At 48.1% G+C, this 24,894-nt stretch carries 27 protein-coding genes; 23 read left to right on the top strand and 4 right to left on the bottom strand.

Annotation, left to right across the window (positions count from 1 at the left end):
- Positions 1-300: 300 nt before the first annotated feature.
- Positions 301-1,377, top strand: coding sequence for a sialidase family protein (locus D7M11_RS16215; RefSeq protein WP_120748287.1), 1,077 nt, complete (start codon positions 301-303; stop codon positions 1,375-1,377).
- Between the two features lie 66 nt (positions 1,378-1,443).
- On the opposite strand, the gene D7M11_RS16210 is transcribed toward D7M11_RS16215, so the two are convergent.
- Positions 1,444-1,809 (bottom strand): VOC family protein, encoded by a 366-nt coding sequence (locus tag D7M11_RS16210; RefSeq protein ID WP_120748286.1) that lies wholly within the window; start codon positions 1,807-1,809, stop codon positions 1,444-1,446.
- Between the two features lie 154 nt (positions 1,810-1,963).
- Here D7M11_RS16210 and D7M11_RS16205 point away from each other — a divergent pair, with 154 nt between their 5' ends.
- The gene (locus tag D7M11_RS16205; RefSeq protein ID WP_147433446.1) at positions 1,964-2,668 is read left to right on the top strand and encodes a TetR/AcrR family transcriptional regulator C-terminal domain-containing protein; all 705 of its coding nucleotides are present in this window, start codon (positions 1,964-1,966) and stop codon (positions 2,666-2,668) included.
- A 156-nt stretch (positions 2,669-2,824) separates the two neighbouring features.
- Here the strand turns inward: D7M11_RS16205 and D7M11_RS16200 are convergent, their stop codons facing one another.
- Positions 2,825-3,481, bottom strand: coding sequence for a GntR family transcriptional regulator (locus tag D7M11_RS16200; RefSeq protein ID WP_120748284.1), 657 nt, complete (start codon positions 3,479-3,481; stop codon positions 2,825-2,827).
- A 164-nt stretch (positions 3,482-3,645) separates the two neighbouring features.
- On the opposite strand from D7M11_RS16200, the gene D7M11_RS16195 reads away from it, so the two are divergent.
- From D7M11_RS16195 to D7M11_RS37120, 20 genes are all read left to right on the top strand, one after another.
- Positions 3,646-4,353: a PIG-L deacetylase family protein gene (locus D7M11_RS16195; RefSeq protein WP_120748283.1), complete on the top strand. Its 708-nt coding sequence runs from the start codon at positions 3,646-3,648 to the stop codon at positions 4,351-4,353.
- Between the two features lie 36 nt (positions 4,354-4,389).
- A complete protein-coding gene (locus D7M11_RS16190; protein ID WP_120748282.1) occupies positions 4,390-5,166 on the top strand; it encodes an SDR family NAD(P)-dependent oxidoreductase in 777 nt (258 codons plus the stop codon).
- A gap of 63 nt (positions 5,167-5,229) precedes the next feature.
- Positions 5,230-6,195, top strand: a complete 966-nt coding sequence (locus D7M11_RS16185) for a zinc-dependent alcohol dehydrogenase (protein WP_240041142.1) — start codon at positions 5,230-5,232, stop codon at positions 6,193-6,195.
- Between the two features lie 260 nt (positions 6,196-6,455).
- A complete protein-coding gene (locus D7M11_RS16180) occupies positions 6,456-7,577 on the top strand; it encodes a mandelate racemase/muconate lactonizing enzyme family protein (protein ID WP_120748432.1) in 1,122 nt (373 codons plus the stop codon).
- A gap of 36 nt (positions 7,578-7,613) precedes the next feature.
- Complete coding sequence (locus D7M11_RS16175) at positions 7,614-8,594, top strand: nucleoside hydrolase (RefSeq protein WP_120748281.1); 981 nt, start codon at positions 7,614-7,616, stop codon at positions 8,592-8,594.
- 118 nt (positions 8,595-8,712) lie between these two features.
- Entirely contained in the window at positions 8,713-10,008 is a 1,296-nt protein-coding gene (locus D7M11_RS16170; RefSeq protein WP_120748280.1) for an ABC transporter substrate-binding protein, read from the top strand.
- Between the two features lie 47 nt (positions 10,009-10,055).
- Positions 10,056-12,683 carry a glucosidase family protein gene (locus D7M11_RS16165; RefSeq protein ID WP_120748279.1) on the top strand — a complete coding sequence of 876 codons (2,628 nt, stop codon included), beginning with the start codon at positions 10,056-10,058 and terminating at the stop codon, positions 12,681-12,683.
- 156 nt (positions 12,684-12,839) lie between these two features.
- Positions 12,840-13,187, top strand: coding sequence for a VOC family protein (locus tag D7M11_RS16160; RefSeq protein WP_120748278.1), 348 nt, complete (start codon positions 12,840-12,842; stop codon positions 13,185-13,187).
- 13 nt (positions 13,188-13,200) lie between these two features.
- Positions 13,201-13,815 carry a DJ-1/PfpI family protein gene (locus D7M11_RS16155; protein WP_240041141.1) on the top strand — a complete coding sequence of 205 codons (615 nt, stop codon included), beginning with the start codon at positions 13,201-13,203 and terminating at the stop codon, positions 13,813-13,815.
- Between the two features lie 205 nt (positions 13,816-14,020).
- The gene (locus D7M11_RS16150; RefSeq protein ID WP_120748276.1) at positions 14,021-14,635 is read left to right on the top strand and encodes a class I SAM-dependent methyltransferase; all 615 of its coding nucleotides are present in this window, start codon (positions 14,021-14,023) and stop codon (positions 14,633-14,635) included.
- Between the two features lie 367 nt (positions 14,636-15,002).
- Positions 15,003-16,676 (top strand): P-loop domain-containing protein, encoded by a 1,674-nt coding sequence (locus D7M11_RS16145; RefSeq protein WP_120748275.1) that lies wholly within the window; start codon positions 15,003-15,005, stop codon positions 16,674-16,676.
- 27 nt (positions 16,677-16,703) lie between these two features.
- A complete protein-coding gene (locus D7M11_RS16140; protein ID WP_120748431.1) occupies positions 16,704-17,912 on the top strand; it encodes a hypothetical protein in 1,209 nt (402 codons plus the stop codon).
- 61 nt (positions 17,913-17,973) lie between these two features.
- Entirely contained in the window at positions 17,974-18,807 is an 834-nt protein-coding gene (locus D7M11_RS16135; protein ID WP_120748274.1) for a hypothetical protein, read from the top strand.
- Between the two features lie 184 nt (positions 18,808-18,991).
- Positions 18,992-19,168, top strand: a complete 177-nt coding sequence (locus D7M11_RS36440) for a hypothetical protein (RefSeq protein ID WP_158606651.1) — start codon at positions 18,992-18,994, stop codon at positions 19,166-19,168.
- Positions 19,111-19,830 (top strand): SMI1/KNR4 family protein, encoded by a 720-nt coding sequence (locus D7M11_RS16130; RefSeq protein ID WP_120748273.1) that lies wholly within the window; start codon positions 19,111-19,113, stop codon positions 19,828-19,830. The genes D7M11_RS36440 and D7M11_RS16130 overlap by 58 nt, the downstream gene beginning before the upstream one ends.
- Positions 19,831-19,931: 101 nt before the next feature.
- Positions 19,932-20,168, top strand: a complete 237-nt coding sequence (locus D7M11_RS16125) for a DUF6953 family protein (protein WP_120748272.1) — start codon at positions 19,932-19,934, stop codon at positions 20,166-20,168.
- A gap of 88 nt (positions 20,169-20,256) precedes the next feature.
- The gene (locus tag D7M11_RS16120) at positions 20,257-20,991 is read left to right on the top strand and encodes an MBL fold metallo-hydrolase (RefSeq protein ID WP_120748271.1); all 735 of its coding nucleotides are present in this window, start codon (positions 20,257-20,259) and stop codon (positions 20,989-20,991) included.
- Between the two features lie 134 nt (positions 20,992-21,125).
- Positions 21,126-21,437, top strand: coding sequence for an RNA polymerase sigma factor (locus D7M11_RS16115; RefSeq protein WP_120748270.1), 312 nt, complete (start codon positions 21,126-21,128; stop codon positions 21,435-21,437).
- A 419-nt stretch (positions 21,438-21,856) separates the two neighbouring features.
- Complete coding sequence (locus D7M11_RS16105; RefSeq protein WP_120748268.1) at positions 21,857-22,399, top strand: DinB family protein; 543 nt, start codon at positions 21,857-21,859, stop codon at positions 22,397-22,399.
- 76 nt (positions 22,400-22,475) lie between these two features.
- Positions 22,476-22,679, top strand: coding sequence for a hypothetical protein (locus tag D7M11_RS37120; RefSeq protein WP_120748267.1), 204 nt, complete (start codon positions 22,476-22,478; stop codon positions 22,677-22,679).
- Here the strand turns inward: D7M11_RS37120 and D7M11_RS16095 are convergent.
- Both D7M11_RS16095 and D7M11_RS16090 read right to left on the bottom strand, forming a co-directional pair.
- Positions 22,660-23,244, bottom strand: coding sequence for a TetR/AcrR family transcriptional regulator (locus tag D7M11_RS16095; protein ID WP_120748266.1), 585 nt, complete (start codon positions 23,242-23,244; stop codon positions 22,660-22,662). The genes D7M11_RS37120 and D7M11_RS16095 overlap by 20 nt on opposite strands.
- Positions 23,219-24,004 (bottom strand): alpha/beta fold hydrolase, encoded by a 786-nt coding sequence (locus tag D7M11_RS16090; RefSeq protein WP_120748265.1) that lies wholly within the window; start codon positions 24,002-24,004, stop codon positions 23,219-23,221. Before D7M11_RS16090 ends, D7M11_RS16095 begins: the two co-directional genes overlap by 26 nt.
- A 289-nt stretch (positions 24,005-24,293) precedes the next feature.
- Between D7M11_RS16090 and D7M11_RS16085 the strand changes: the two genes are divergently transcribed.
- Complete coding sequence (locus D7M11_RS16085) at positions 24,294-24,893, top strand: TetR/AcrR family transcriptional regulator (protein ID WP_120748430.1); 600 nt, start codon at positions 24,294-24,296, stop codon at positions 24,891-24,893.
- Position 24,894 lies beyond the last annotated feature (1 nt).

Raw genomic sequence — 24,894 nt, 5'->3', positions numbered from 1 at the left:
TCTTCGAGTAAAGAGGGATTCCGCCGTTTGCTAACGGGATTGAAAGCGCTTTATATACTCCGTTTTGGAATACTTATTAGGCGAAATGAGCTCGTTGGCAGGCAATAACATATCTGCTTTTCGGAAAGGAGGTGATGCTGCGCGTTTGGTGGAAGCTCTGTTCGGTTGTGCTTTTGTTGGCTTATAACTGTAGGAAGTGCTTCATCTATTGCAGGGAGGTCATGTTTCATGAATAGGGTTCGGTATGGCTGCACTACTTGGCTTCACAATAATGGAATATAAATAAGAGGAGTGGAAACCATGCAAAGATTAGAACCGATCGAACATATCGAGATATATAAGGATAAGAAGTATAACAGTTTTTTTCCGAGCGTCGTCAAACGTCCTGACGGCCAGATCGTCCTCGGATTTCGTCAAGCTCCGGACAGACGACGCAACGAAGCGAGAATATCCCATATCGACCCCTCGTCCCGGGCGATGATAATCGGATCGGCGGACGGAATAACGTGGGAGCCGGAGCCGAATGTGCTGTACGACGATTATTTCTGCGGGGTGCAGGACCCTTGCTTGAACCAATTGCGCGACGGAACGCTGTTCGCCACATTTTTTATGTGGAAAGTGCTCGAGCAGGAAGATACGGGGGAGAAGCGGGACGGCGATAAGTTGATTTTCGGGAAGTGGGTCGGCAGACTTAAAAACGCCCATTCGATTCGCTCGACGGATGGCGGACAGACGTGGGATCAGCCGATTCCGATTCCTTTTGCCGGAGCGATTCGCGGCAATAGCGTGGAACTGGACGACGGAGCTATCTTAACCCCGCTCTACAGTCTCGATACCACGCACGTTCATATCGTCCGAACTGAAGACAGAGGAACTACTTGGACCGCTCACGCCGTAATCGAGTCGTGTGACGGGTATTCGTTCGAGGAGCCAAACTTGTACCGGACCCCTTCGGGGAAACTGGTAGCGTTCATTCGAACGCGCAATGTGAACGTCCAGGCGACCAAGGAGACACCGCGTTCTCCTCTATATACATCCGAATCTGTCGACGGAGGGCTAACTTGGAGCCGACCGGTCAAACGTCCGTATTATTCCCCGACCCCGTTCCATGCGCTTACACTGGACAGCGGCCATCTGGTGATTTCCTACGGTTATCGGAACTCGCCTTTCGGGATTGGCACGATCGTGCTCGACGCCGAATGCGAACGGTGGGAGGAAGCACAGGAAACCGTTCTGAGGGAGGATGGGCTGTCGCTCGATATCGGATACCCGACCGCCGTACAGCTGGACGACGGCCGCGTGCTGGTGACGTATTATTATTACGACGATACCGACGTCTGCCGGTATATTGCTGGAACCGTGTGTAAACTTGTATAGGAAACTACGCTCATAAAAACGGCAGCCCGAACCTTAAACAAGGAACGGACTGCCGCTTTATTTTCTTTAATTATCAAAACAAGTGACCTCGAACAGGATTCCGCCCAGTGCTGTGAAGTACAGAGTGTATCCGCCTCTCATCATTTTAGGAGGATCGGATGCAATTCCGGATGCGATAAGCTTCTTATGGAACTCGTTAACCTCGGTTACCGTGTCGACATAGAAACCCAGATGGAAATCCTTCGGATAGCGATAATTTTCATTCGGGTTAGCCTGCATGCTGCTAAGAACTAAAGTAAATCCATGACCGTCATCCATAACGGCAATGACAGCTCCTTTTTGTTCGATAAGCCGAAAGCCCAGTAAGCTTTGAAAAAATACAATCGCTTCGGATAAATCAAGAACGCACAGGTTCAGGTGGTTGAGTTTCATTATAAATCCACGACTCCTTAAGAAGGAAACGTCGCTACATGACGACGCTTCGAATTTAATCTAATGATGTTAGAATAATCTAATGATTTTAGAATAATCTAACGTCATTAGATTGTCAAGTCATGATATACTTCAAGTGATAGAGGTGATCATTGTGGCAAGACGACGAATGTATATGCAACGGCCAGATGGACAAAACGAAGAAATCGGTTTAGCTCATGTGCCGCTTGATCGGGAGCGGATCCTTGGAACCGCTCTAGAGGTGTTAAATGAGGTTGGGTTAAAAGAGCTCAGCATGAGAAAAATAGCGGATCGATTACAGGTGAAGACAGCTTCTTTATACTATCATGTCAAAGACAAAGAAGAATTAATGCAGCTTCTTTCGGATCGAATATGCAGAGGAATGGCTTGGCCAGAACCGTCCTTGGGTTGGCAAGAGCAAATTTACCAGTGGGCGGAGCAATTAAGAAAGATTCTTCTTTCCCATAGAGATGCAGTAGAGTTGTTTCATCAAGCGATTGCGAAAGGCTCAGAAAGACTCGCTCAGATCGAAAACTTGTATCACCTGCTTGTTCGCGCGGGCTTCCCGGACCCCCACATTCCATGGATCGCATCCATACTGAAAAATTATGTGTTTGGTTTTGCAGCCGAGAATGCTCGGCTTTTGGCTATAGCCAATAACCAACACGATTCTTATGAAAACATGAGCGAGCATTATGAGCAGTTTTATGGACAGCTGCCAAAGGAGAAATTCCCGAATATGATTCGCTTGGCTCCCTACACGACTAGAACCGATTGGGAAAAAGAATTTCATTTCGGTTTGAGCGTGTTAATCGACGGTTTAACGGGTAAGCTTTAGCAGGCAAGGCTGCTGGAGAGAATCGGGCGGTCGAGGCTGTTCATAGGAAATAAATTTTACGTCTAACGAGTGAAGCTTCCTTATGACGCTTCAAAGGCCGCCTAAATAAAAAGAACGTTCCTGACCGCAAATCATGCAGGAGCGTTCTTTCGGCATTTACAAGTAAAGCAAGCAATCGTCATCTTCAATATGTTTCTCCCAGGCGGAAGTAATGATGCCGAGATCTTTCGTACCCAGAGCATCAACCAGTGCCCTATGATCGTTCGGTACCCTGGACAAATCCGTAAAGTGAAGTGTGTTTTTCATAAAATGCAGCCGCAGTCGGTTGACGATGCCAAGCCATATTTGCTGGGTATACGAGGACTCCGTCCATAGGATAATGTGTTCATGGAACTGAATGTCCTCCTCCACGAGTCCGGCAATGTCGTTATCGGCCGCATGCCGGTCCATTCGGGCGATAGCCTCGTTCAGCGTATCAAAGAAATGACTGTCGTACCGATCCAAATTATATTTGATGGAATACAGCTCCAGCTTAAGGCGAATCGGAATAAGCATATCGACGATTTCTTCTTTCGTGACGTCGGCAACGACAGTTTCCTTATATGGAAGACAAGTTACAAGTCCCATCGCTTCCAAATCCCGCAATGCTTCGCGGATCGGACCGCGGCTGATGCCCATCTGCTCGGAGATTTCCTGCTCCTTGAGCTTTTCCCCGGGCTTCAGGCTGCCTTGGATGATCGCATCGCGTATATCGGCTGCTACTTTTTGGCGAAGCGATAAGTTTTCTTGGCTTTTGAATTGAAATTTACTCATTGCGTTCTCCTAAGTGATGCTAAATTTTGTCTCACGTCTATAGTATATCGTACTCCCTATAAAATTCAACAGAAACCAATTGATAGTCGATTGTTGACAATAAAGCGACGGAATCGTATGATTGGAAAGAAGCTCTTATTCATTAGGGAAAGGCTGATTAGGCGATGAATGTACTGGCAATTTGTGCACATCCGGACGATGCTGAAATATGTTGCGGCGGTACGCTTGCCAAATTCGCACGAAGAGGCGATCAAGTAGCTATCGCGGTAGTCACGAATGGAGAGGTCGGTTCGCCCACGCTGCCTACTGGCGAAATCGCCCGAATCCGCCAAGCGGAAGCCCAAGCGGCGGCCGATATTATCGGCGCTGAGTTGATCTGGATGGGATTTCGCGATGAGTTTTTGTTCGATACGGAGCAAACGAGGCTGGCCTTCATCGATGCGATGCGGCGGGTACGTGCCGATCTCGTATTGACTCATTGGCCGGGCGATCTGTACAATCCGGATCATACGATAACGGGCCAGATCGCCAATGATGTGGCGATTATGACTACCGTGCCGAACATTAAAACCGCTCACTCGCCCTCAGCGAGAATTCCGATCGTCTATTTCTTCGAAAGCATGGCCGGTCTCGGATTTTTGCCGGAAGAGTACGTTGATATTACGGAAACGTTCCAGGTCAAGCGAAGCATGCTGGAGAAGCATGAAAGCCAGGTAGGGGATTGGTTGAAGGATCAATACGGCTCCAATGCGCTGGACATGATAGATGTCATCTCGCGCTTTCGCGGTATTCAGTGCGGCGTACGTTACGCGGAGGGGTTCATCCGAGCCAAAGCTTATCCGCGCAACATTACTGGCAGTCTGCTTCCTTAAAGGCAAGGGATCAGGCTAAAGAAGGGCGGGTACATAGTGAATCGCTTTAAGGACAAAACTGTCGTCATTACGGGCGGCGCTACCGGAATCGGCCGTGCAGCAGCGAAGAAATTCGCCGTGGAAGGCGCTCGCGTAGTTATAGCCGGCCCGAATTCTGCAGCGGGAGAGAGCGCGCTGCGAGAGCTAAGCGGTTCGAGTCGCAGCCATTTGTTCTTCAAGACTGACGTGACCCGGGAGGAAGAGGTGCGCCTGCTTGTGGAGCAAACGATAGAGAGCACCGGACGCATCGATGTGCTTGTGAACAATGCGGCTATCTTCTATGAGAGTGGCTACTTGCTGGAAACGACATCGCGTTGGCGTCAAGTATTCGACGTCATCGTGGATGGCGCTTACTTGTGCTCTCGATACGTTGCTAACGCCATGATCGCGAACGGGAACGGAGGTGCAATCGTAAATGTATCTTCCATTAACGGCAGTCGTGCGCTGGACAAATCGAGTCATTACAATGCGGCTAAAGGCGCGCTCGATCAACTGACCCGCTGCACCGCGCTGGAGTTGTCGCCTTACGGAATTCGCGTAAACGGCGTCGCCCCGGGCTTCGTCGATGCCGGGCTGTCCATCGTCAGCGGGGTTAATGAGCTGGAAACCGAGAAGTTCCGTTCCTTATACGTGGAACAAAGGAGAATTCCGCTGGCCCGACCGGGAAGAGCGGACGAGGTAGCGGAGGTTATCGCGTTTCTCGCCTCCGACCAAGCCTCGTACATCCAAGGCGCGATAATCCCGGTCGACGGCGGCTTGTCCGTTACTTTCTGAGGATAGAGGGTTATAACGAAGATGGAAACGATGAGAGCGCTTGTATATGAAAACCCGAAGGTTTTGAATGTACGACATGTTCCGATCCCCGAGCCCGGGGAGGGGGAGCTTCTTATCCGCGTCAGGCGGGTCGGCATATGCGGTTCGGAGTTGAGCGGTTATTTGGGCCACAGTTCTTTGCGCAAGCCTCCACTCATCATGGGGCATGAATTTGCCGGAACAATCGCCGGGCTAGGCCGCCAAGCGGATAAGTTCCGAATCGGCGAGCGCGTAACGGCGAATCCTCTCCACTCCTGCAGAAGCTGTGACATGTGCGTCGGCGGCAGCGCCCAGCTATGTGCGGAACGCAAGCTTGTCGGCGCGCATGTGCAGGGGGCGTTTGCAGAATACGTCGTTGTGTCCGAAGCCAATGTATTTCCGATCCCGGAATCCGTTTCGTTCGAAGAAGCGGCTTATGCGGAGCCTTTCGCATGCGCGGTCCATGTATGCCGGTTGTCGGGGCTGTCCGCTAACGATCGCGTCTTGATTGTTGGCGCAGGACCGATCGGACTATGCGTTCTTGCATCGGCGCAAGCAATGGGCTTACACGATATCGTCGTGATGGACCTGAATCCCGAGCGGCTGCGGATCGTACGGGAGTTGGGCGGTGTAGCCGTAAGCAATCAGCAGGAATTGGACCAGGCTCGGCCGAAACCGGGGTTTGACGTTGCGGTGGATGCTGTCGGTGCACAGACGACCCGACTCCGATGTATAGAGTCGGTCCGAAGAGGAGGGCGCGTCGTCTTCAGCGGTTTGCATGAGGCAGACGCTTCTTTGCCGGTTAATACCATAATCCGGGAGGAGCTGAAGCTTGTCGGCGCATTTGCCTATACTCCGGAAGATTTTGCGACAGCGCTATCCCGCATCACAGGTGGTACATGCAGTCTGCTGCCCTGGACGGCGCTGGAACCGCTGGAGCAGGGGGAGGCATGTTTCGAGAAGCTCATTCGCGGTCCCGGCTCCATTGCGAAAATTATGTTAGTGGTATAGGCGTTAACGGAATACACAACAGGCATGCTTCAGTCGATTTGCATCGATGGAAGCACGCCTGTTTGTTTTGTTCCCGCAGAGACGCTAACTCCGTGCTTGACCTAAATAAGAAGGGAATATAATACAATTATAATTGTTGACAACCAACAGTTATCAATTTACTATAGACCTAGCGATGCAAGAAAGGAGAACGAGTGATTAGGCCCTAACCTGAAACTTGTTTCTTGCCAAATTTTATTTTTTATTACGGGGTGACTTCATTGAAAATTACCGAAGTGGAAACGATTTACTTGCGCCTATCCGAGCTGGATGCCTCGCGCTGCGACGGAACCCAGGATACGCTGCTCATTCGTATCCATACCGACGAGGGTTTTATCGGCGTAGGCGAGGTCGACTCCGTTCCTCAAGTAGCGAAAGCTATCGTGGAAGCGCCTCCATCGCATTCCATCGCGGCAGGCCTGAAGCATTTGCTGATCGGAGAAAATCCGTTTGAAATCGAGAGGTTATGGGACAAAATGTACCGCGGCACGTTATATTTCGGCCGAACGGGACCGGCTCTCCATGCTATCAGCGGCGTTGACATTGCGCTGTGGGATATCGCCGGGCAAGTTTGCGGCCGTCCCGTCAGTGAAATGCTCGGCGGCACGTTCCGCAGGAAAATAAAAGCGTATGCCAGTGCCCTTATGCCCGAAACGCCGCTTGAAGCCGGACGGCTCGCGGAACAATTTGCAAAGCAAGGCTATTTGGCTGCCAAGTTCGGCTGGGGACCGATCGGGCGCGACCCGAAGCTGGACGAGGAACTTGTCAGGACGATCCGTTCGGCAATTGGGGATCGGATGGATATTATGATCGATGCAGGTTTGGCCTGGGATCTCAAGGGAGCGCTGAGAATGGCGGGCGTATACGAGAAATATGGCGTGTACTGGCTGGAAGAACCGCTGCATTCCAACGACATAGCCGGGTATCGGGAACTCGCGAGCCGCACGAACCTCTTCATAGCCGGAGGGGAACAGGAAAGCGGGCGGCTTGCCTTCGCGCGGCTGCTGGATGAGGGGCAGCTTGATATCATACAGCCGGATCTTGCCCGCTGCGGAGGCTTGACCGAAGGGAAGAAGATCGCCTACATGGCCTACGACCGGCACAAAAAAGTCGTTCCCCATGCGTTCAAAACCGGCGTCCTTCTGGCCGCCAGCACCCATTTTACCGCCGCGATACCGAACGGATTTCTGCTCGAATACACGATGTCCGATTCCCCGCTGGCGAGAGACTTGACGGAGACGCCGATTGAGTTCAAGGACGGATACGTAATCCTTCCGGAAGACCGACCGGGACTGGGAGTCAAGCTGAATCAGCGGATTGTGGAGCAATACCGGGTAGGATGATAACGGCGGGAAGCATGAAGAAAGGGAGGAGAACCAATGAAAGAAGGGAAAGCGGTTTCTATCATCTTGGACACGGACATAGAAACGGATAGCGATGATGTAGGCGCTGTAGCCGTTCTTCATGCCTTGGCGGATCAGGGAGAGGCGAACATTTTGGGCATGATCTGCAGTTCTCCGCTGGAATGGGAAGCACCTTGTCTGCAGGCGCTTAATACCTTTTATAACCGCCCTCTTATTCCGATTGGAACACTAAAAGTTAAGGACCAGGATTCGGATTCGAATCTTCTCCCCTACCTGGATCATGTCAGGCGAATGCATCCGCAGCGCATGTATAATCGGTATATTTCGCAGCATTACCCCAATACCTTGCGAAGCGGCCGCAATGCTCCTGACAGCACCCAGGTTTATCGCAAACTATTGTCCGCGCAGCCCGATCGAAGTGTAACGATTTGCGCAGTTGGCTTTTTAGGACCGTTATCCCGACTTTTGCAATCCGGACCGGATGAATGGAGTGAAATGAATGGAACCGAATTGGTGCGGCGCAAGGTCAACTTGCTGGTCAGCATGGCGATCGCAACTTTTCCCGAAGGGAAGGACCGGTTCAATTGGAAAATGGACCCCGAATCCGCTGAACAAGTGCTCAGTCATTGGCCAACCCCGATTGCGGTCAGCGAGTACGGCGATCACATATGGACCGGATCGCGTCTTTGCCTGGAACTGGATGAACAGCATCCTGTCCGTACGGCTTATAAATTATATTTGGACGGGGAGGGGAAGAGCCGTTCCAGCTGGGATCAGGTTGCGGTCCTGTATGCGGTGAGAGGTACGGGAGACGTTTTTACTGAAAAAACAGGGTACAAAATCAAATACGATGCCGGAACTGGTATGCACCATTGGCATAGCCATGACGAAGGAAGCGGAGATATTTATATAAAACCGACGCTATCCTCGGAAGAAATGGCGCTCAGAATCGAGAATCTGATGATTGCTGCTAAAGGACCTGCCGTCAATGATTAATGTTCGCCCAAATGGCGAAATGTTCATGAACTGGTTATTGCGATGCGGCAACACCTATACGAGTGGATGATACAGAGAAACCGTCGTACCGCAGTTCGAAAATTGGGAGGTTTTTAACATGTGGAAACGGTGGTATGTTGTACCCCTGATAACGATGTTGGCTTTGACAGCGTGTTCGAGCAAGGATGGAGGAGGAGCCCAGAAAAGCACGGATCCGGTTAAATTGTTGCTGACTTCCGAAGTGGGAGGAGCTGCGAAAACGATTGACGATTTATTTGCGAATGCAATTCGTAAGAAATTCCCTGATTATGAATTTACCTATCTCCCTGGATCGACTAAAGGTCAGTCCATCTCAGAACAAATTGCCCAAGGCAATAAAATGGACTACTTGTATTCCTTTGACGTAGAAATTTTCTGGATGATGAAAAAATATGGTCTCCAGTTTGACATGACCCCACTAATTAAAAAGCATAAACTGGATTTGACTCAATTTACACCAGGTATTATCGAAGGCTTGCGCGCATCAAGCGGCGGAGAGCTGTATGCATTGCCGCTTTATGATCAGGTATTTGTTTTATTTTACAATAAAGGGATATTCGATAAATTCGGTGTTCCTTACCCGCGAGACGGGATGACTTGGGATGAAACATTGGCTATTGCTCGCAACCTGACCAGAGAAGAGGACGGAACCCGGTACTTAGGATTCTGGGCGCATCCATTACTGTTCAGTTCCAACCAGCTATCGCTGCCATTGGCCGACTTCAAGACAGAAGCTCCGACATTTCTTAATGACACATGGAAGAAACTATTGGATACTTATTTCATTCAACCGGCCCGGAGCCAAACGTATCAAACATTTGTGAAGGAAAAAGGTCTTCCTTCGGTAGGAAGGGACTTTGGAGGAGGGACGCCGCAGCTTGCCATGATGGCGATGTATCAATCCTTTTCTGCTGAGATTCCCGACCAACTGAGCACTATTGACTGGGATTTCGTTTCTTTGCCTACTTTTTCCGATAAGCCCGGTACGGGAGCACAGCCGGTTTCCGTTGTAATGGGACTGACTTCTATGAGCAAAAATCCCGATGAAGCGATGGAAGTACTCAAATTTCTCGTATCCGAGGAAATGCAGACGTCATTCGCGGAAAGAGGAATGATGACTGTTTTAAAAAATGATAAAGTGAAAAGCGCGCTGGGTAAGAAGACACCCTATCCGAACAAGAATTGGGCCTCTGCCTATTACAATAAAAATGCACCAACTGCACCGGTAACTAGAGACTGGAACGATCTTTATGGTTCCATGAATTCTACGATCCTTCCGATGATCAAAGGGGAAGAGGATATGAATACGTTGTTGCGCAGGGCGCAAGAACTTGCCACTAAGGCGGTTGCTGAAAGGAAAGCTTCGGATAAATGAGATCGCTTGAATAAGTTTCTTAAACGTTCGAGAGGAGCGCCATTCCAATGATCCGACATATTGCTATTGAGTGGAAACAAGATCAGGTAGAAGGCCGAATTCACGTTATTGGCGGGAAATTGGCAGCTGGTTCCATAGTTAAAGGCAAAGGGGGGCTACACGGGAATGAATTTTCCATCCATAGTGACGGTCCCTCCAGGCTGGAGCTTCATATCGAAATGAATGAAACGGTTGAGAAAGTGGTGGTAACGCTCGCTACGGCGTCTCATCCTTTCAGCTTCTTCCTGAGCGATGTTCAATCCCGCTATCCCATCTACATTCCGGCTTATAAAGTAATTGTGACGGAAGGCGGAGATGAGCGATCCTACGATCAAATCGCACAATACATTCAGGCAAGGGGCCTGCTCACTAATTTGCAAAAATGGAATATGGAACCGGAAGAAAGTTATGCTGAAGCAGCCCTACATACACGCAGCCTTCCTTCCCAAACCTGGCTCGGATTGTCCCGGGATATGAGGATTTTTAGCACTGGATTTCGCGGGGTAGGAGGGGAAGAGAAGCTTTGGGACTGGGTTCAGCCTCGCTTTCACGGGTTTGAAGTTCCGCTTCCGGATAACAATAACAAACCCGTGCGCTATCATTTTTTGCTAGGGCGGGGCATCGGCTGCGAGGAGAACGTTTCGAGACGGCTGGAGGATGGTTCTCTGCCTATACTGCGTGCGGAAATTGTGGACAACGATATTCAATATCACTGCACTTCGTTTGTTTCTTACGAACAGAGTCCGCTTACGGAGCAGACGGTGAAAGGAACGCATTATTTAATCGCTGACGGTTACGGGCACGGGCATATGTTAACCGAGGAACAAAAGAAGAAACGTGAGGAACTGCTTGCGAAGGAAATGAATGATGAGGAAATGACCGTATTTTATTTCCGGGCCGAAGCGGTGAATACGGCCGATGTGCCGCGGTATGCTTGGTTTCGAAATGTGATGCCGAATGCATACGTATTAAACAATACACAAAATTATACATTTGATGGCCAAAGCGGTTTTACGATGTACTCTGCTGAAAGAATATGTGCGGTATCCAAATTAGATGGACGACCCTTATATGCTGAGGAAACGGCTGTAATCATTTTGCCGGGTGAAACGGTAACCTTTGAATTTTATATACCTCATCGCCCGATTCCAGCGGAGCGGGCAGAGCGTTTGATTCAGCAAAATTTCGAACACCGGCTGGAAGAGTGCCGACAATATTGGCAGAAGAAGCTGTCTGCCGGTGCACAGATCCATTTACCGGAAAAACGTTTGGATGAGATGGTCAAAGCCGGGCTGCTGCATCTGGAACTGGTAGCTTACGGTCTTGAACCAGCCGGCACGATTGTACCTACAATCGGAGTATATACGGCAATTGGCTCCGAAAGTTCGCCTATTATTCAGTTTATCGATTCGATGGGGAGGGCGGAGACAGCCAAACGATCCCTGATGTACTTTCTCGATAAACAGCACGAGGACGGTTTCATCCAGAATTTCGGAGGGTATATGCTGGAGACGGGAGCGGCGTTGTGGAGTATTGGCGAACATTATCGGTATACGAGAGATGAACAATGGATTGATGAAATCAAACCGCATTTGTTGAAAGCGTATGAGTACTTGATGGCATGGAGAAAACGGAATCAGAAGGAAGAACTGCGGGGCAAGGGATATGGCATGCTGGAAGGGAAGACAGCTGATCCGGAGGATCCGTTCCGCTCCTTCATGCTCAATGGATATGCTTACATTGGCATCATTCGCTTGGCTGAAATGCTGGCTTATGGTGATCCGGGATTGTCCGAAACGATTCGCGCTGAAGCGGAAGCGCTCAGAGCTGATATTCGCACAGGGTTGCTTGAAGCGATGTCCAGATCACCGGTTGTGCCGCTCGCTGACGGCAGTTGGGTTCCGACTGTGCCGCCATGGGTAGAACACCGCGGACCGTTAAGTCTGTACGCTGAGGGGGGGAGATGGTTGACTCACGGTTCGGTAGCGGCGCGCGATTCGCTTTTGGGACCGCTGTACCTCGTCATGCAGGAAGTGGTACAACCGGACGAAGAAGCTGCCGACTTCATGCTTTATTTCCACAGCGAGCTGATGTGTATGCGAAATGTTGCGTTAAGCCAGCCCTATTACAGTATTCATCCGTTCGTGCATCTAATGCGCGGAGAAGTAAAGCCTTTCCTGAAGGCGTACTACAATGGCTTTTCGGGATTGGCCGATCGCGAAACCTATACGTTCTGGGAACATTACTTTCACGCGAGTCCGCACAAAACACATGAAGAAGGATGGTTCCTCATGCAGACACGGAAGATGCTGTATATGGAGGAGGGACAGGAGCTTAAGCTGTTACCGGGAATTCCGCGAGTGTGGTTAGAGCACGGTAAACAAATTGAGCTGCAGAACGTTGCCAGTTATTTTGGTTTATTTTCGCTTAAGGTCGAATCTCTATTGGAGAAAGGCATCATTCGAGTGACTTTGCAATGTGATCCCGATCGATTACCGCAAACTATTCTTTTGCGTCTACCGCATCCCGATGGACGAAGACCGCGTGAAGTTATCGGCGGAACGTATGAAGCGGATAAAGAATCAGTGCGGATTGACCCATTGCATGGTGAAGTTACGATTCGTTTACAATTTTGATTTTAAGTATAGTGTAACATTACAGGGGATTTGAATCTTTGTGCAGATTCAGACCCCTTTTGTTGTACGGCTAATAAATGTGATTTACGTAGATGCTATAATAAGAAAGAAGTAGGCTATAGTTATAAATAGGATAACAGACAGGAGATAGATACGATGATAAAAGGCTTCGGAGGAATATTCTGGAGAACCAAAAATCTTGAAGTCACTAAAAAATGGTACAGTGAAGTGCTGCAGATTGAAATCGAAAATTGGAACGGGACTGTGATAAAACCCCAATCAGGCAATGAGACTATCTTTTCTTTTTTTGCCGACAATGACAGTTATTTTCCAACAGAACAACAAGTAATGTTAAATTTCCAAGTAGATAATTTAGACGAAACGATTAAGCATCTTGAACGGATTGGTGTGCCTCTTGCAAAGAAAAAAGAGAGTAGCGAATTTGGAAAGTTTATTTGGATCGAAGATCCTGAAGGTCGACTGATTGAGCTTTGGGAGAAATAACGAGCTTGGTTTTATGGGAGATGAAGAAATGGAGCAGGCCCGGCGTGCCAGAAATGTAGCGGTATTCCTATTTGAACAGGTGGAGCCTTTGGATTTTGCAGGACCCTTTGAAGTTTTTCTTTCAGGAAGTAATGAGGGTCAAGATTTCAACGTGTACACTGTGGCGGCAAATAACTGTCCGGTAAAAGCGCTGGGAGGCTTAAGTATCAATCCAGCTTATACGATCGCTGATTGCCCTAAGCCTGATATATTGGTGATACCCGGAGGCTGGGGTTCAAGAAAAGAAATGAACAATGATACCATTACGAACTGGATTCGAGGAATATCCAATGATATTGAAGTTATCCTTTCGGTTTGTACTGGAGCCTTAATTTTAGCAAAAGCCAATTTATTAGATGGGTTAAAAGTTACAACCAATCGATTGGCTATCCATGAATTAAGGGAGATTGTGCCTGCTTCCACCGAAATAGTAGAAGCAGCTCGCTATGTTGATAATGGGAAGATCATTTTATCAGCAGGGGTATCCGCAGGTATGGATGCTGCGTTGTATGTTATAGAAAAATTACTTGGCATAGATAGAGCTATAGAAGCTGCAACTATTATGGAGTATGACTGGCGAAGAGATTGAAGTAACGAAGACGATAGCTTGATTGTTAAACAACGGCAGCCGGCCAAAATGTTCGGCTGCCGTCGTTGCGCTAACGAAAGTAATGTACGAACAATAATGAGGCCTAGTTATCATTTATTTATCAGCCAATTTGTATTGGTCCTAATTCCAATTTTATGAAATAATTTGTCATACAAAGAGGGTGTATAACGGGAGGGATTAAGAAATCGAGACCTATTGGAATCACAATACTGCATTTCACGAAGAATTAGTAGCAGATGCCAAAACACGCGGCGGACGAGTGCTGGACATTGGATGTGGTGACGGATTACTACTCCAACACCTCGCGCCTTTCGCTCAAAAAGTAGTGGGAATTGACCCTGACGCGAAAGTTATTTTGCGTGCACATTCGCGACTGGCTGAGGCATCCAATGTATCGCTCGTAACCGGCGACTTCCTCGCCATGCCAATCCCGTCTCAAGAGGAATGTTATTCTACGGTCATCTGTGTAGCGACTTTGCACCATATGGAATTGAGAAGCGCACTGCTTAAAATGCGCCAAGTGCTTGCGCCTGGCGGTCGGCTCCTCATCGTAGGTTTAGCAGCTGACAAGTCTATTATGGATTTTATCATCTCCGGACTTCTTGTTCTCCCAATCCGGGTGATGGACAGACTTCATGGCGGAATGCGAGATCCTGGTGTTCGCATTGCAGAGCCTAAAGAGTCATTATTTGAAATTCGCCAAGTGGCTCATGAGGTATTGCCAGGGGCCACAATCCGACGCCGCTTTTATTACCGATATGTATTATTATGGAACAAACCGAAGGGCGAAGTGCAGTAGCGTGTAAACTGTGCGAATGAGTGTCACTGTTCAGAGTTGGGTTAGTTATAATAAATTTTTCTCTATGTTGGGGAAAATCTTCATGTTATGATTGCTTTGCTGTAAAAAATAAATCGTACGAGGTGAGGACAAATGAAAACAAAAAAATATATGTCCTATCCTCATGCTGCTTTTTAGTTATTTATTCTTTTTACGAAAACACTAGGCTCTGAGGGTAGGATTCACCCTCAGGGCTTTTATGTTTAGGCAAAAGAAAGGTTTAAGCTTTCTGCCGGTCTATGACAGCCACTTGCGGAGTGGCTGTTATTTTTTTTCGGCGTCGTTTCCCGTTACTCACCGTTTTTCAAATATGAAAGGATGATACGTTTTGAAAAGACTCGCTCAATATTTTCGCACCTTACAATCCCGACAGTCCTCTTACAGTATGATTTATGAGCCTGACCCAACCTATTGGAATAATGATGTTGCCTATTCCATTGAACGGACCCATAAACTCACACTGGATAAACCATGTATTACCATAAAAATACCTTTTGACCGTCTCGGCTTGGATGAAACTAGCGATCAAGTTGTTCTCTCCGATTTTGGATTAAGAGAATGGATTGATCATATTGAAGCATTAAATAAATTGCTTTATAACCGGTCGCGTAGCGATAAAGAAAATGGCGCTTTTTATTGTTTTCGTCCAAGCGGCGTGGTGCTAAAGCGTAATGCATCCTCTGTCGAAGTTTTTTCGGAAAAATGGTATCTATGCTTAATGATTACTGTTCAGCTTCCATTCCAGGATAATGATAAAGCTATGCGCATGCTCTGCAAAATGCTTCCAAAAGAAGTGGAGAAGTATATTGCCAAGTTTGATCTCAGCAAATTATATGCGGCCTATGAACTGGTAAACAAACAAAATAGGATTCGTGAATGGCTGAAATCCAATGATTATTGTGCTTTTATTGCGAATGGCAGCATTTTGCCGAGAAACAAAGACAACAGCGGGCCGCTGGAGGGCGCCTTGCCCTTTACTTCCCCAGAAGATGTTGAAGTTGAAATTTGCGGGTTGCGAGGAATGGGAATCAAACAGGGGGTGACGGTCATCACCGGCGGCGGGTATTCAGGGAAAAGCACGTTGCTGGATGCACTGAATTCGGGGATTTATAATCACATCATAAGCGACGGACGAGAATTTGTGATTACCGATCAAAGTGCAATGGAAATATCGGCAGAGGAAGGCCGTTCTATCAATAATATCAATATTACGCCTTTCATAAAATGGATCCCCCATAGTTCGGCCGAACGATTTTCGACTGACTACGCCTCAGGTTCCACCTCTCAAGCCGCCAATATTATGGAGGCCATCAACGTCGGGTGTAAGCTGCTTCTGATTGATGAAGACCGAAGTGCGACGAATTTTATGATTCAAGACATCAAAATGCGTACCTTAATCAAGCATGAACCCATTACACCTTTTACGGAACGTGTCAGGGAGCTTTATGAGGCTGCCCACGTATCTTCTGTTCTTGTTATAGGAGGTAGCGGCGAATTTTTATCCGTTGCCGATACGATCATCCTGATGGACAATTTTGTGCCCATAAACGTAACCCAGGAAGCAAAAAAATTATGTGAATACGACCAGCCGCGCGAACGGATCCCCCTTGCAAAATGGGAGATCGAAAGAAACATAACAACCGATCGCTTTTCGAGTTATCCACAGGGCAGCGGTACGGAAAAGCTGGTAGTTTCAACCATGGGATACATCATCATAGGCGATGAACAAGTTGATGTCAGAGGGCTTTACAATATCACATCGCACGCTCAGCTTGCAGCCATTGCCTTTTTAATTCGAAAAATCGCTATAAGTAATCAGGATCGCCGCATCTTTCTTCATGAAAAGATCAAAAAAGCTCTCGAGGATATGGAGCGAGAAGGAGTGGATCTTGTATTCTCCTCCTTTTTTCCCGGTTTCGATAGATGGCTTGAATTACCAAGAGTGAATGAAGTATTATCTGTTATAAACCGAATGAAACATTTGAATTTTATTCAGGATTAAGAGGGAACAATCGAAAGGATGTTAGAAATGCCAAATGATAACCAAGCTCGTCCTCCCGATGGTTCTGTTAGAGAAGTTGGACGTTATCCCATCGACCTGACAGGACCTCGCAGTCACACGCTTGTCATTCAGCCCGGTGTGGGCAGTCTATCGATTGGACCGTCGTCATTGGGGAAGAAGGCAGACCTTCACGTCTCGCCTGATGCGCACATCGATTGGACCGTATTCGATGCCTTTACCACGCCGGCGGGCTCGCCCTGGCCGCGATTCCTGCACTATACTGGCAGCGATGCAGGCTTCTTAGACTGGGCGCAGAAACGTCCCATCGAAGAGATGAAGTGGACTCCGATCCTGTCTGCAGACACGGTCGCGGACGCCAGCCAGTCCAATTTGCATGGCTTGCATATCGAGTTGGACCAGTCCGGGGGGCATCTGAGCCTGAAGCTTCCGAAGCGATATTTCCGCCTGAGTGTATCCGGCGATCTATCACGCTTCTCGGCCACTGGCGATATGCCGTCTTCTCTGACACTAGCGCCGCGCACCGGCCGACGCAAAAATGATCCTCCTTTTCTGCTGCCCGACCTGGGTGAGTTGCACCAGGTGACGAGCCTGGCGCTACAGAACGCGCCGCTGGGACAGCCTATCTCGCTGGAGTGTCTAAACCGGTTCCCAAACCTTAACTCACTGAGTTTGTGGGGGAACTTCTGCGACTTGGAGTTGTTGGCCCGTCATGCCGGTTTAACGAATCTGGAGCTGCGCTTCATGCCTGATCTGGGGGAGTTGCCCGCCTTGAACACGTGGCCGCTGCTTGACAGATTTATCGCCTACAATGTGGAAGAGATCGCGGGCAAGCGCCTGAAGCAGCAAATGAAAACACGCGCTAAAACCCGCCCGTGGACCCAGCATGCTTCGGTGAGCCAATTGCGAAAGCCTGAGTGGTGGACGACCGAGTTCGGCCGCCCGTTCTCGTCCTGGCCTAAACGTCTGGCCAAGCTGGCTAACGAAGCTTATGATGTTGCACAGGCAGCCTTGGCCCAGGCATGTTGCCTTGCCGATGCGGAAGCAGCCATTACTGCTTTCACCGTGCGCTTCAATGCCCTTAAAGGCATCGAAACTACCGAACGAGAAGACCTTGGTGAAGCGGTATGGCAACTCAGCCAGTCTGATCACCAGATTGGCCAGCCTATACCAGAGGAGATGGCTCAACGCTGGTTCGATGCAGCGCGCGATTACTGAATGAAAATGAGAAAATGAACGGGTACTAGGTATAAAATAACTTCATGAACGGTGGGAGAACTTGCTTACATGGAATAGCGATGTATGGGGAAAACTGGCCGGGCCGTACGGTTCTTCAGAGAACGTACCCGTGTTATTGCAGCAGCTCATGCAGCAATATAACCAGGAGATTTTTGACGAACTCTTTCAGGAACATTTGTTCCATCAAAATACGATCTATACGGCTACATACGCTGCGGTACCGTTTTTGGCACAAATAGCATGTTCCACAGATGATGCGGGAGTGCGCACAGAACTGTTCATAAATTGCGGTATCATTGAGGCAAGCCGTAAAGGGCGAGATGAGGCGCCGTTTCCGGCATCTTGGGCTGAACTTGCTGAAGATGTAGGCAGCTCCGTTTGTACGGAATTGTATCGTGACTATATAGAGGCAATCGGCAATATCAAAGCGCTTGCAAAGGAAGTATTCGACTATGCAGCCCATCATTCCATAAATGAGACAGAGAAACGTTACGTTCTTGTTGCGGACGCTGCATATCGGGGGTCGTATATCCCTGCCAACATGTTGATGACGTTTATTAACGGTGATGAGTATGTAGCCGTGTGCCCGGCCTGTGGAGAAGAGGTATTCATATGGCCTAATGAAGCAGATGCAGAAATTCTTCAAGCCTATGAACACGATCCTGTCTTTCACACTGGCCAGGAATCGCATGTAATTGTTCCGGCAACCTCATTTGCAGATGAAGAAATACGAACATTAGCGGAGCGGGCGGCAGCGATCGGAGAGCACATATGGGCCGGGCAACTGCATTATTTAGCGGGGGAAACGTTGTGTCCGTCCTGCCGTGAGAAAATTTCTGTATGGCCGTCTTTACTTAGCGCATTTACAATGTAGAGCTGCAGGTTAAAGGGGGGGCGTAGAGAAAAAGAATAGTGTTATGTGAATTTACTGGATTTCTAGGAGCTGTCACGTCGAGACAAGCTCCTTCTTACTGTACGCCGATAGGTCCGTTAAGCTGGACCGTGTGATAGCGAAAAATGGAGTATTGGAATCAAAGCTATAGCGAGGAGGAATGTGCGTGGAAGCTGTTAAGCTAACCGGTACCTATACGGTAGATAATTGCGGGAAAAAGGAGTTTTACGGCACCTACTATTCATCCGAAGTATTAAATGAAGCCAAAGGCGGCAAAGCTCCGCAATTGGTTCAAAATCACGGTGCATCCGACGAAGAAATCCGAAATATGGACAATGGCTGAAAAACTTAAGCTGCATCGTTCATGGCGGCAATGTTTCTCTTGGCTGCACGGAAGAACAAATCGAGGAGGCGGAAAAAAGGTTAGGAATTTCATTGCCGACCGAATTGCGCGTCTATTATCGCACTGCCGGCAACGATCCACGGCTGACGACCGACGGTAATTCGAAAAAGAAAGACCGCTACTTGCCGATTGACGAAATTCATGTTTCGGACGGAAATATCGTCTATCGGATGAGAAAAAAAGAACCTTTTGCGTTATCAGCGGTCAAGAGACAAATTATGTTCATGGACGATGAAGCATGGTACTGGGAACCCAATATGGAATCTATTTGTGAAAACGTCATGATTACAGCGGCGATATTTGCCATCAGTCACATGAAGCATTCTGCCAAAGGCCGATTAAAGGGCGAGTTGGTTTCTTCGTTGCAAGCAAGAACGCTTGCGGAACAACAATTTAGCAGTACATTCCAGGCACTGGATACGTATTATCATCCGTTTTGCGCTCTGTTCTATAACGAGCGGGAACGCAGACTAGGTTGGTTCCGTTCCAACGGCATGATGGCCGATATGCTGATCGGGGCGCAAACGGCGAAAGAAATCGAAGAATTTGGAGAGATCCACGGAAATATCAAATTCAAATATAGCGAGGCTTCCCAGCTCTAGAGTGAATGCCGTTATGGCTTTGGTACTATTTGTTGTTATAATTAAAGATGAAGCAGATCAAGATAGACAACTTTTTCGATCGGTAGGATGATGAGATGACCATGAACGCAACAGCCGAGCAGGTGGCCGAATGGATGCTGGAGAAGGTGAGGTTTGCGGGAATTCTGTACCAGGAGGAGGCCGTGAACTACATTCGTACACATTTCGGACAGCAGTTTATTTACGTGAATGAGAACGGGAATGCGTCTATTGATAAGAATGTAAAGAAAATTTTCAAAAAGCTCCACAGCGGAAAAGCCGCTTGGGATCGGGACGGTTTTTTCTGGGGGTGGACATAAGGAGGGGACTAGCCGTCATACTGGTCTCTTTTTTATTTCATAAGATCCCGCTGGCTCAAGATGAATGGCTAGGAGGAGGACTTACGACATGATTCATGCTTTGGATATCGAGTTCCAATTTAACGGACAGCTTCAGACGATTATGCCGGTGCTTCTCAAGGACGAGAAGCATACCATTCTCATTGATTGCGGGTATCCAGATTTTATAGATCGCATTCGTGAAGCCGCGAGCCGCTCGAACGTTGATCTCGATACAATCACGACTATAATCGTGACACATGACGATATGGACCATATCGGATCGTTGGCCGCATTGAAGCGGTCCTATCCGCATATCGAAGTCATTTCACATGAAATTGAGGCCCCGTACATTGGCGGAACAAAGAAATCTTTGCGGCTGGCTCAAGCCGAAAGCACGCTTGCGTCGTTACCGGTGCACGAATTGGCTCAGGCGGAACAATTTGTTCACTTCCTACAAACGATCGAGCGCGTTCCTGTCGATCAATTGGTGAGTGACAAGGAGCTGCTACCGTTGTGCGGTGGCATTGAGATCATTCACACGCCGGGACATACACCGGGGCACATCTCAATGTACCTCCCCCACAGTAAAACGCTGGTAGCCGGTGATGCCGTCGTTATCGAGAACGGCGTGTTGGACATAGCCAATCCCCAATTCACCTTGGACCTGGAAGCGGCGGTTCAATCCGTTCGCCGTCTTTTGGCATACGACATCAAGAGACTCTACTGCTATCACGGTGGTCTCTACGAGGGCGCGGTTCGACCGGCACTTGAGAAGCTAGTCGATACTTATATGTCGAGATAAAGCGAGTTGCACCATAACCGAGAAAAACGGGAAGACCTGATATCTTAACTGGAATCAGGCTTTTTCGCTTATAAGAAAAGCGCAGGTCGGATCGGCAGGATTTTGAATACGTAGATAAAGCCCGCAATGGCGATATACTTGCTTTCGCGGAGCTGGTGAATAAATACTCAAAAGCCGTTTGCTCCGTAGCTTATGGTGTCACAAAAGATTTTCACGCCGCGCAGGATATAGCACAGGAAACTTTTTTGAAAGCGTCTAATCAAATCTCTAAGCTTCAGCAGCCTGAGAAGTTTGGTAGTTGGCTGTACTCTATTGCCAAGAGGAAAAGCATTGATTACATCAGAAAAGTAAATAAGGAAAAAATGACGCCAAGCAAACTGGACTTCTCCGTTCAACAAACACCGATAGAAAAAGTGGAAGCAAGTGAAATTCAGACAGACGTATAGGAAGTATTAAACAAGCTGGATGAAATGAATCGGACGATCCTTATTTTATTTCATTTCGCAACAGGTTTCATGTGTGGCAAGATCCCAATAAGGCTGCGAATCGTTGATCGAAAGGATGAAAGAAGGGGGCAGGCAGCGGTCTGCTTCCTCTCCTCTTTTGCCGTTCCAGAAGAGGATTGGATCAAGTTGGATGAGAGGAGCGCGACTATGATTAGTAAAGATAGCAAAGTTAAATGAAGGGCTAGATCGCTAATCATTTCTTTGCTTGGAAGGCCGCTTCGAAATAGTGACAAATTAAACTAATGTTTGTTTAGGACAAAACGTTGTTTACTGGTAGATGTTATAGTAAAGTGTTAGTTAATAAGCAAACATAATAGATAGATGTTTTATTATTAACTAGCCTTTGGAGGAAAGTGAAAATGAATGATAGTATTCAAAACTCAGCAAGCAACATCCGTGATACAATAAACTTCCAGTTACAAATCTCATGGCAATTACTTGAGTTGCATTTTACAGGCCTTAAAGACGATGAGTACCACTGGCGACCTGCTTTAAAAGGACTTCATGTTTTTGATGAATCGGGAGTATGGCGTGCGGATTGGCCAGAATCAGAGGAATACGATATTGGACCAGCCAATATAGCGTGGTTAACATGGCATATTACGTTCTGGTGGTCAATGGTTCTTGACCATTCTTTTGGTGATGGAACTCTAACTCGTGAAAATGTTAGCTGTCCTGGCAACATAGAAGAAACGAGGAAAACAATAATCCATTTGCGCGATAAATGGGAAGCAGCAGTGGCTGAGTTATCGGACGATGAATTTCTTTCTAGCGAACGAACGAAATGGCCTTTCATCGATAGGCCATTTCATGAGCTTGCAGCATGGCTAAATATTGAACTGATGAAGAATGCTGCTGAAATTGGTTACTGTCGGTTTCTCTATGCCTCTCAAAGGAAATAAGCGAGGCATTATTTACAGCGGTGATTCCATCAACTAAAACCAGCTAATAGTTTTCGAGGCAACCTCGGACGGATCTATGTTTGAAGCGCCGAAGCATCCGCGCAAAAGCGAGGCGAAGCTGAAAGGGCAACAAAAGGTGGTGTCCAGAAAACAGCGCGGTTCGAGCCGCAGACGCAAAGCGGTCCTGACGCTTGCGCGGCAGTTGGAGTCATATGTATCTCATTTTGTCGACTGCGGAATTCCCGAGCCTAGCATAACGATCAAGTACAAAATTGTTTGATGATCTGCTCTTTTATTTCGTCGACCGGGTAACCGTCAGGGTAAGTGGATATCATCAGCATGGCTCCATGAAGCGTAGAAGAGAAGTATAGAGACCTTAATTGCTCGTCTGCGGCCCCAAGTCCGGCGAACATCCCGCACTGTACTTTGAATTGCTTGGCCATCGCCTCGTTGAGCATTTGACTGTATTTGGACAGTACCTTGTCTTGTTCCGGCTGGGTTTGCAAATGCAGATAAAAACGATATACCTGAGGACGCTTCTTGACGTTATCGAGCGCGCCTTCGACAATATGTTTCAGTTGATCGGCCGGCGAATCGAGCGCGGAAGCCGCCTCCATCACCCGGCTAATTTCGTCGATCCGGAACTGTACCATCTCCGCAAGAAGCTCTTCTTTTCCTTTGTAATAATTGTACATCAAGCCTTTGGAGACGCCGGCCTGTTTCGCTACATCGTCGATCGAAGCATCGTGGTACCCACGTTCGATAAACATCTCCATCGCCGACGTGCGAATATTTTCCTTGGCGGCTTGACGAATTCGTTCATTTTCTTCCCGGGTTCGAGGCATAGTCGAGTTCTCCCTGCACAAATTTCCGGATATGTTCGGCGAGCTCTACCGCGTGGGTCAAAGTCAGCATGTGATCCGCCCCTTCGATTTCTACAAATCGGATCGAAGGGACCCGCTTGAATTGCTCGGCGATCTTGAACATATCCGGCCATTCGATTGTACCATGAACGAACAACGTCTTCACGGCGATCTCCTCCAATCTTGTCATCGCCGGCGGTTCGGGCCAACGGAGTTCGAAGCTTCGCCATTCGGTAAACACTCGGGTCATATAGAGTTCAGCCATTTCACGCAGGAAATCTCGGTGCGGGCCGGCCATTGTGAGGCGATAATTCGGCCCGGCCAAGGACAATTCCACCAGTTTCACGATATCGGGGGCGGCCGCATTAACGGACGTCATCCAGTCGGTAAATTCCTTGGAAAAGGGGAAGCCCGTTAACGAAGGCGCAATTAATACAAGCCGATCAACCATCGAAGGATGCGATAGCGTAAAATCCGTCGCCGCCTGCCCGCCCATGGAATGGCCGACTAGTGTGACTCGATCGATACCCACATGTTCGAGAAGTTTCCGCAAATCGTTCACAAGGCTGGTCGGTTCTTGCGGAGCAGGTGAGCGTCCGGTCCCCCGGCCGTCGAAGGTAATGACTTTGTTCGATTGTGACAAAATCGGCGCGACATACTTCCACTCTCTCGAATCGACGCCGGGGCTGTGAATCATGACAATCGGCGAGCCTTCTCCTTGAACTTCGTAAAAAAGATCCATGCCAATCTCCTCCTCCAAATGGCAAAATTATAGCTTGCATCCCTATTATATTTTATGACTGAATGTTCAGTCAATGTAAATAATGAAAGATATTAAAAGGGGCCCGTAGAAGACCTGGACAACAAGGAAACAACAGGGGGAGGACCCCCATATCTTTCCATAGTCCGTTGCCCTTTGGTTAAACTTATTTTATCGAGAAGGTCTCTTGACTGTAGGATAATTTTGGATTAAGATAATGTCAGTCACCACTGACAGACATTATCTGTATCTTATAGAAAGGGAGCTGATCATGCGTCAAACTAAGCAAGGGAGTGCGGAAAAATTATTACGGGCTGCGATTGACCTGATTTCTGTGAAAGGATACAACGGTGTCACGACGGAAGAAATCGCCTCAGCCGCCGACTTAAGCGAAAAGACGCTTTTTCGGCATTTCGGAAGCAAGCAAAATTTGCTCGAATCCGCCCTTGAACGATTTCAATATGCCGAAGAGATGCGAATGCTCTTCAACGAACAGCTTGTGTGGGAGGTAGAAACTGACCTACTAGCCATTAGCAGAAAATATCATGACATCATGAACCGCGACCGAAAGCTTATTCAGATCGCCATAAAGGATGAGGTCCATATTCCCGGCTTTAAAGAACGTCGACTACAGCATCCTCGACAACTGCTGACGTTTTTGACGGATTACTTCATTACGATGAGCGAGAAAGGAAAAATAACTTGTTCGAACCCCACCATGCAGGCTTTCACGTTCATGATGGCTCAATACGGTGCATTTATTAACGATTTGGAAGCCGGGGGGAACTATCCGGGTATCGAGCTAGAACAATTCATACAAGAGAACGTGAACATTTTCGTCAGGTCCCTAACTATAGAAAAGGAGCTGTAAA

It is taken from the genome of Paenibacillus ginsengarvi, assembly GCF_003626695.1.
Taxonomy (GTDB): domain Bacteria; phylum Bacillota; class Bacilli; order Paenibacillales; family NBRC-103111; genus Paenibacillus_AB; species Paenibacillus_AB ginsengarvi.
Note: the sequence above shows the minus strand (reverse complement) of the source record. Positions and strands in the feature narration are given on the sequence as shown.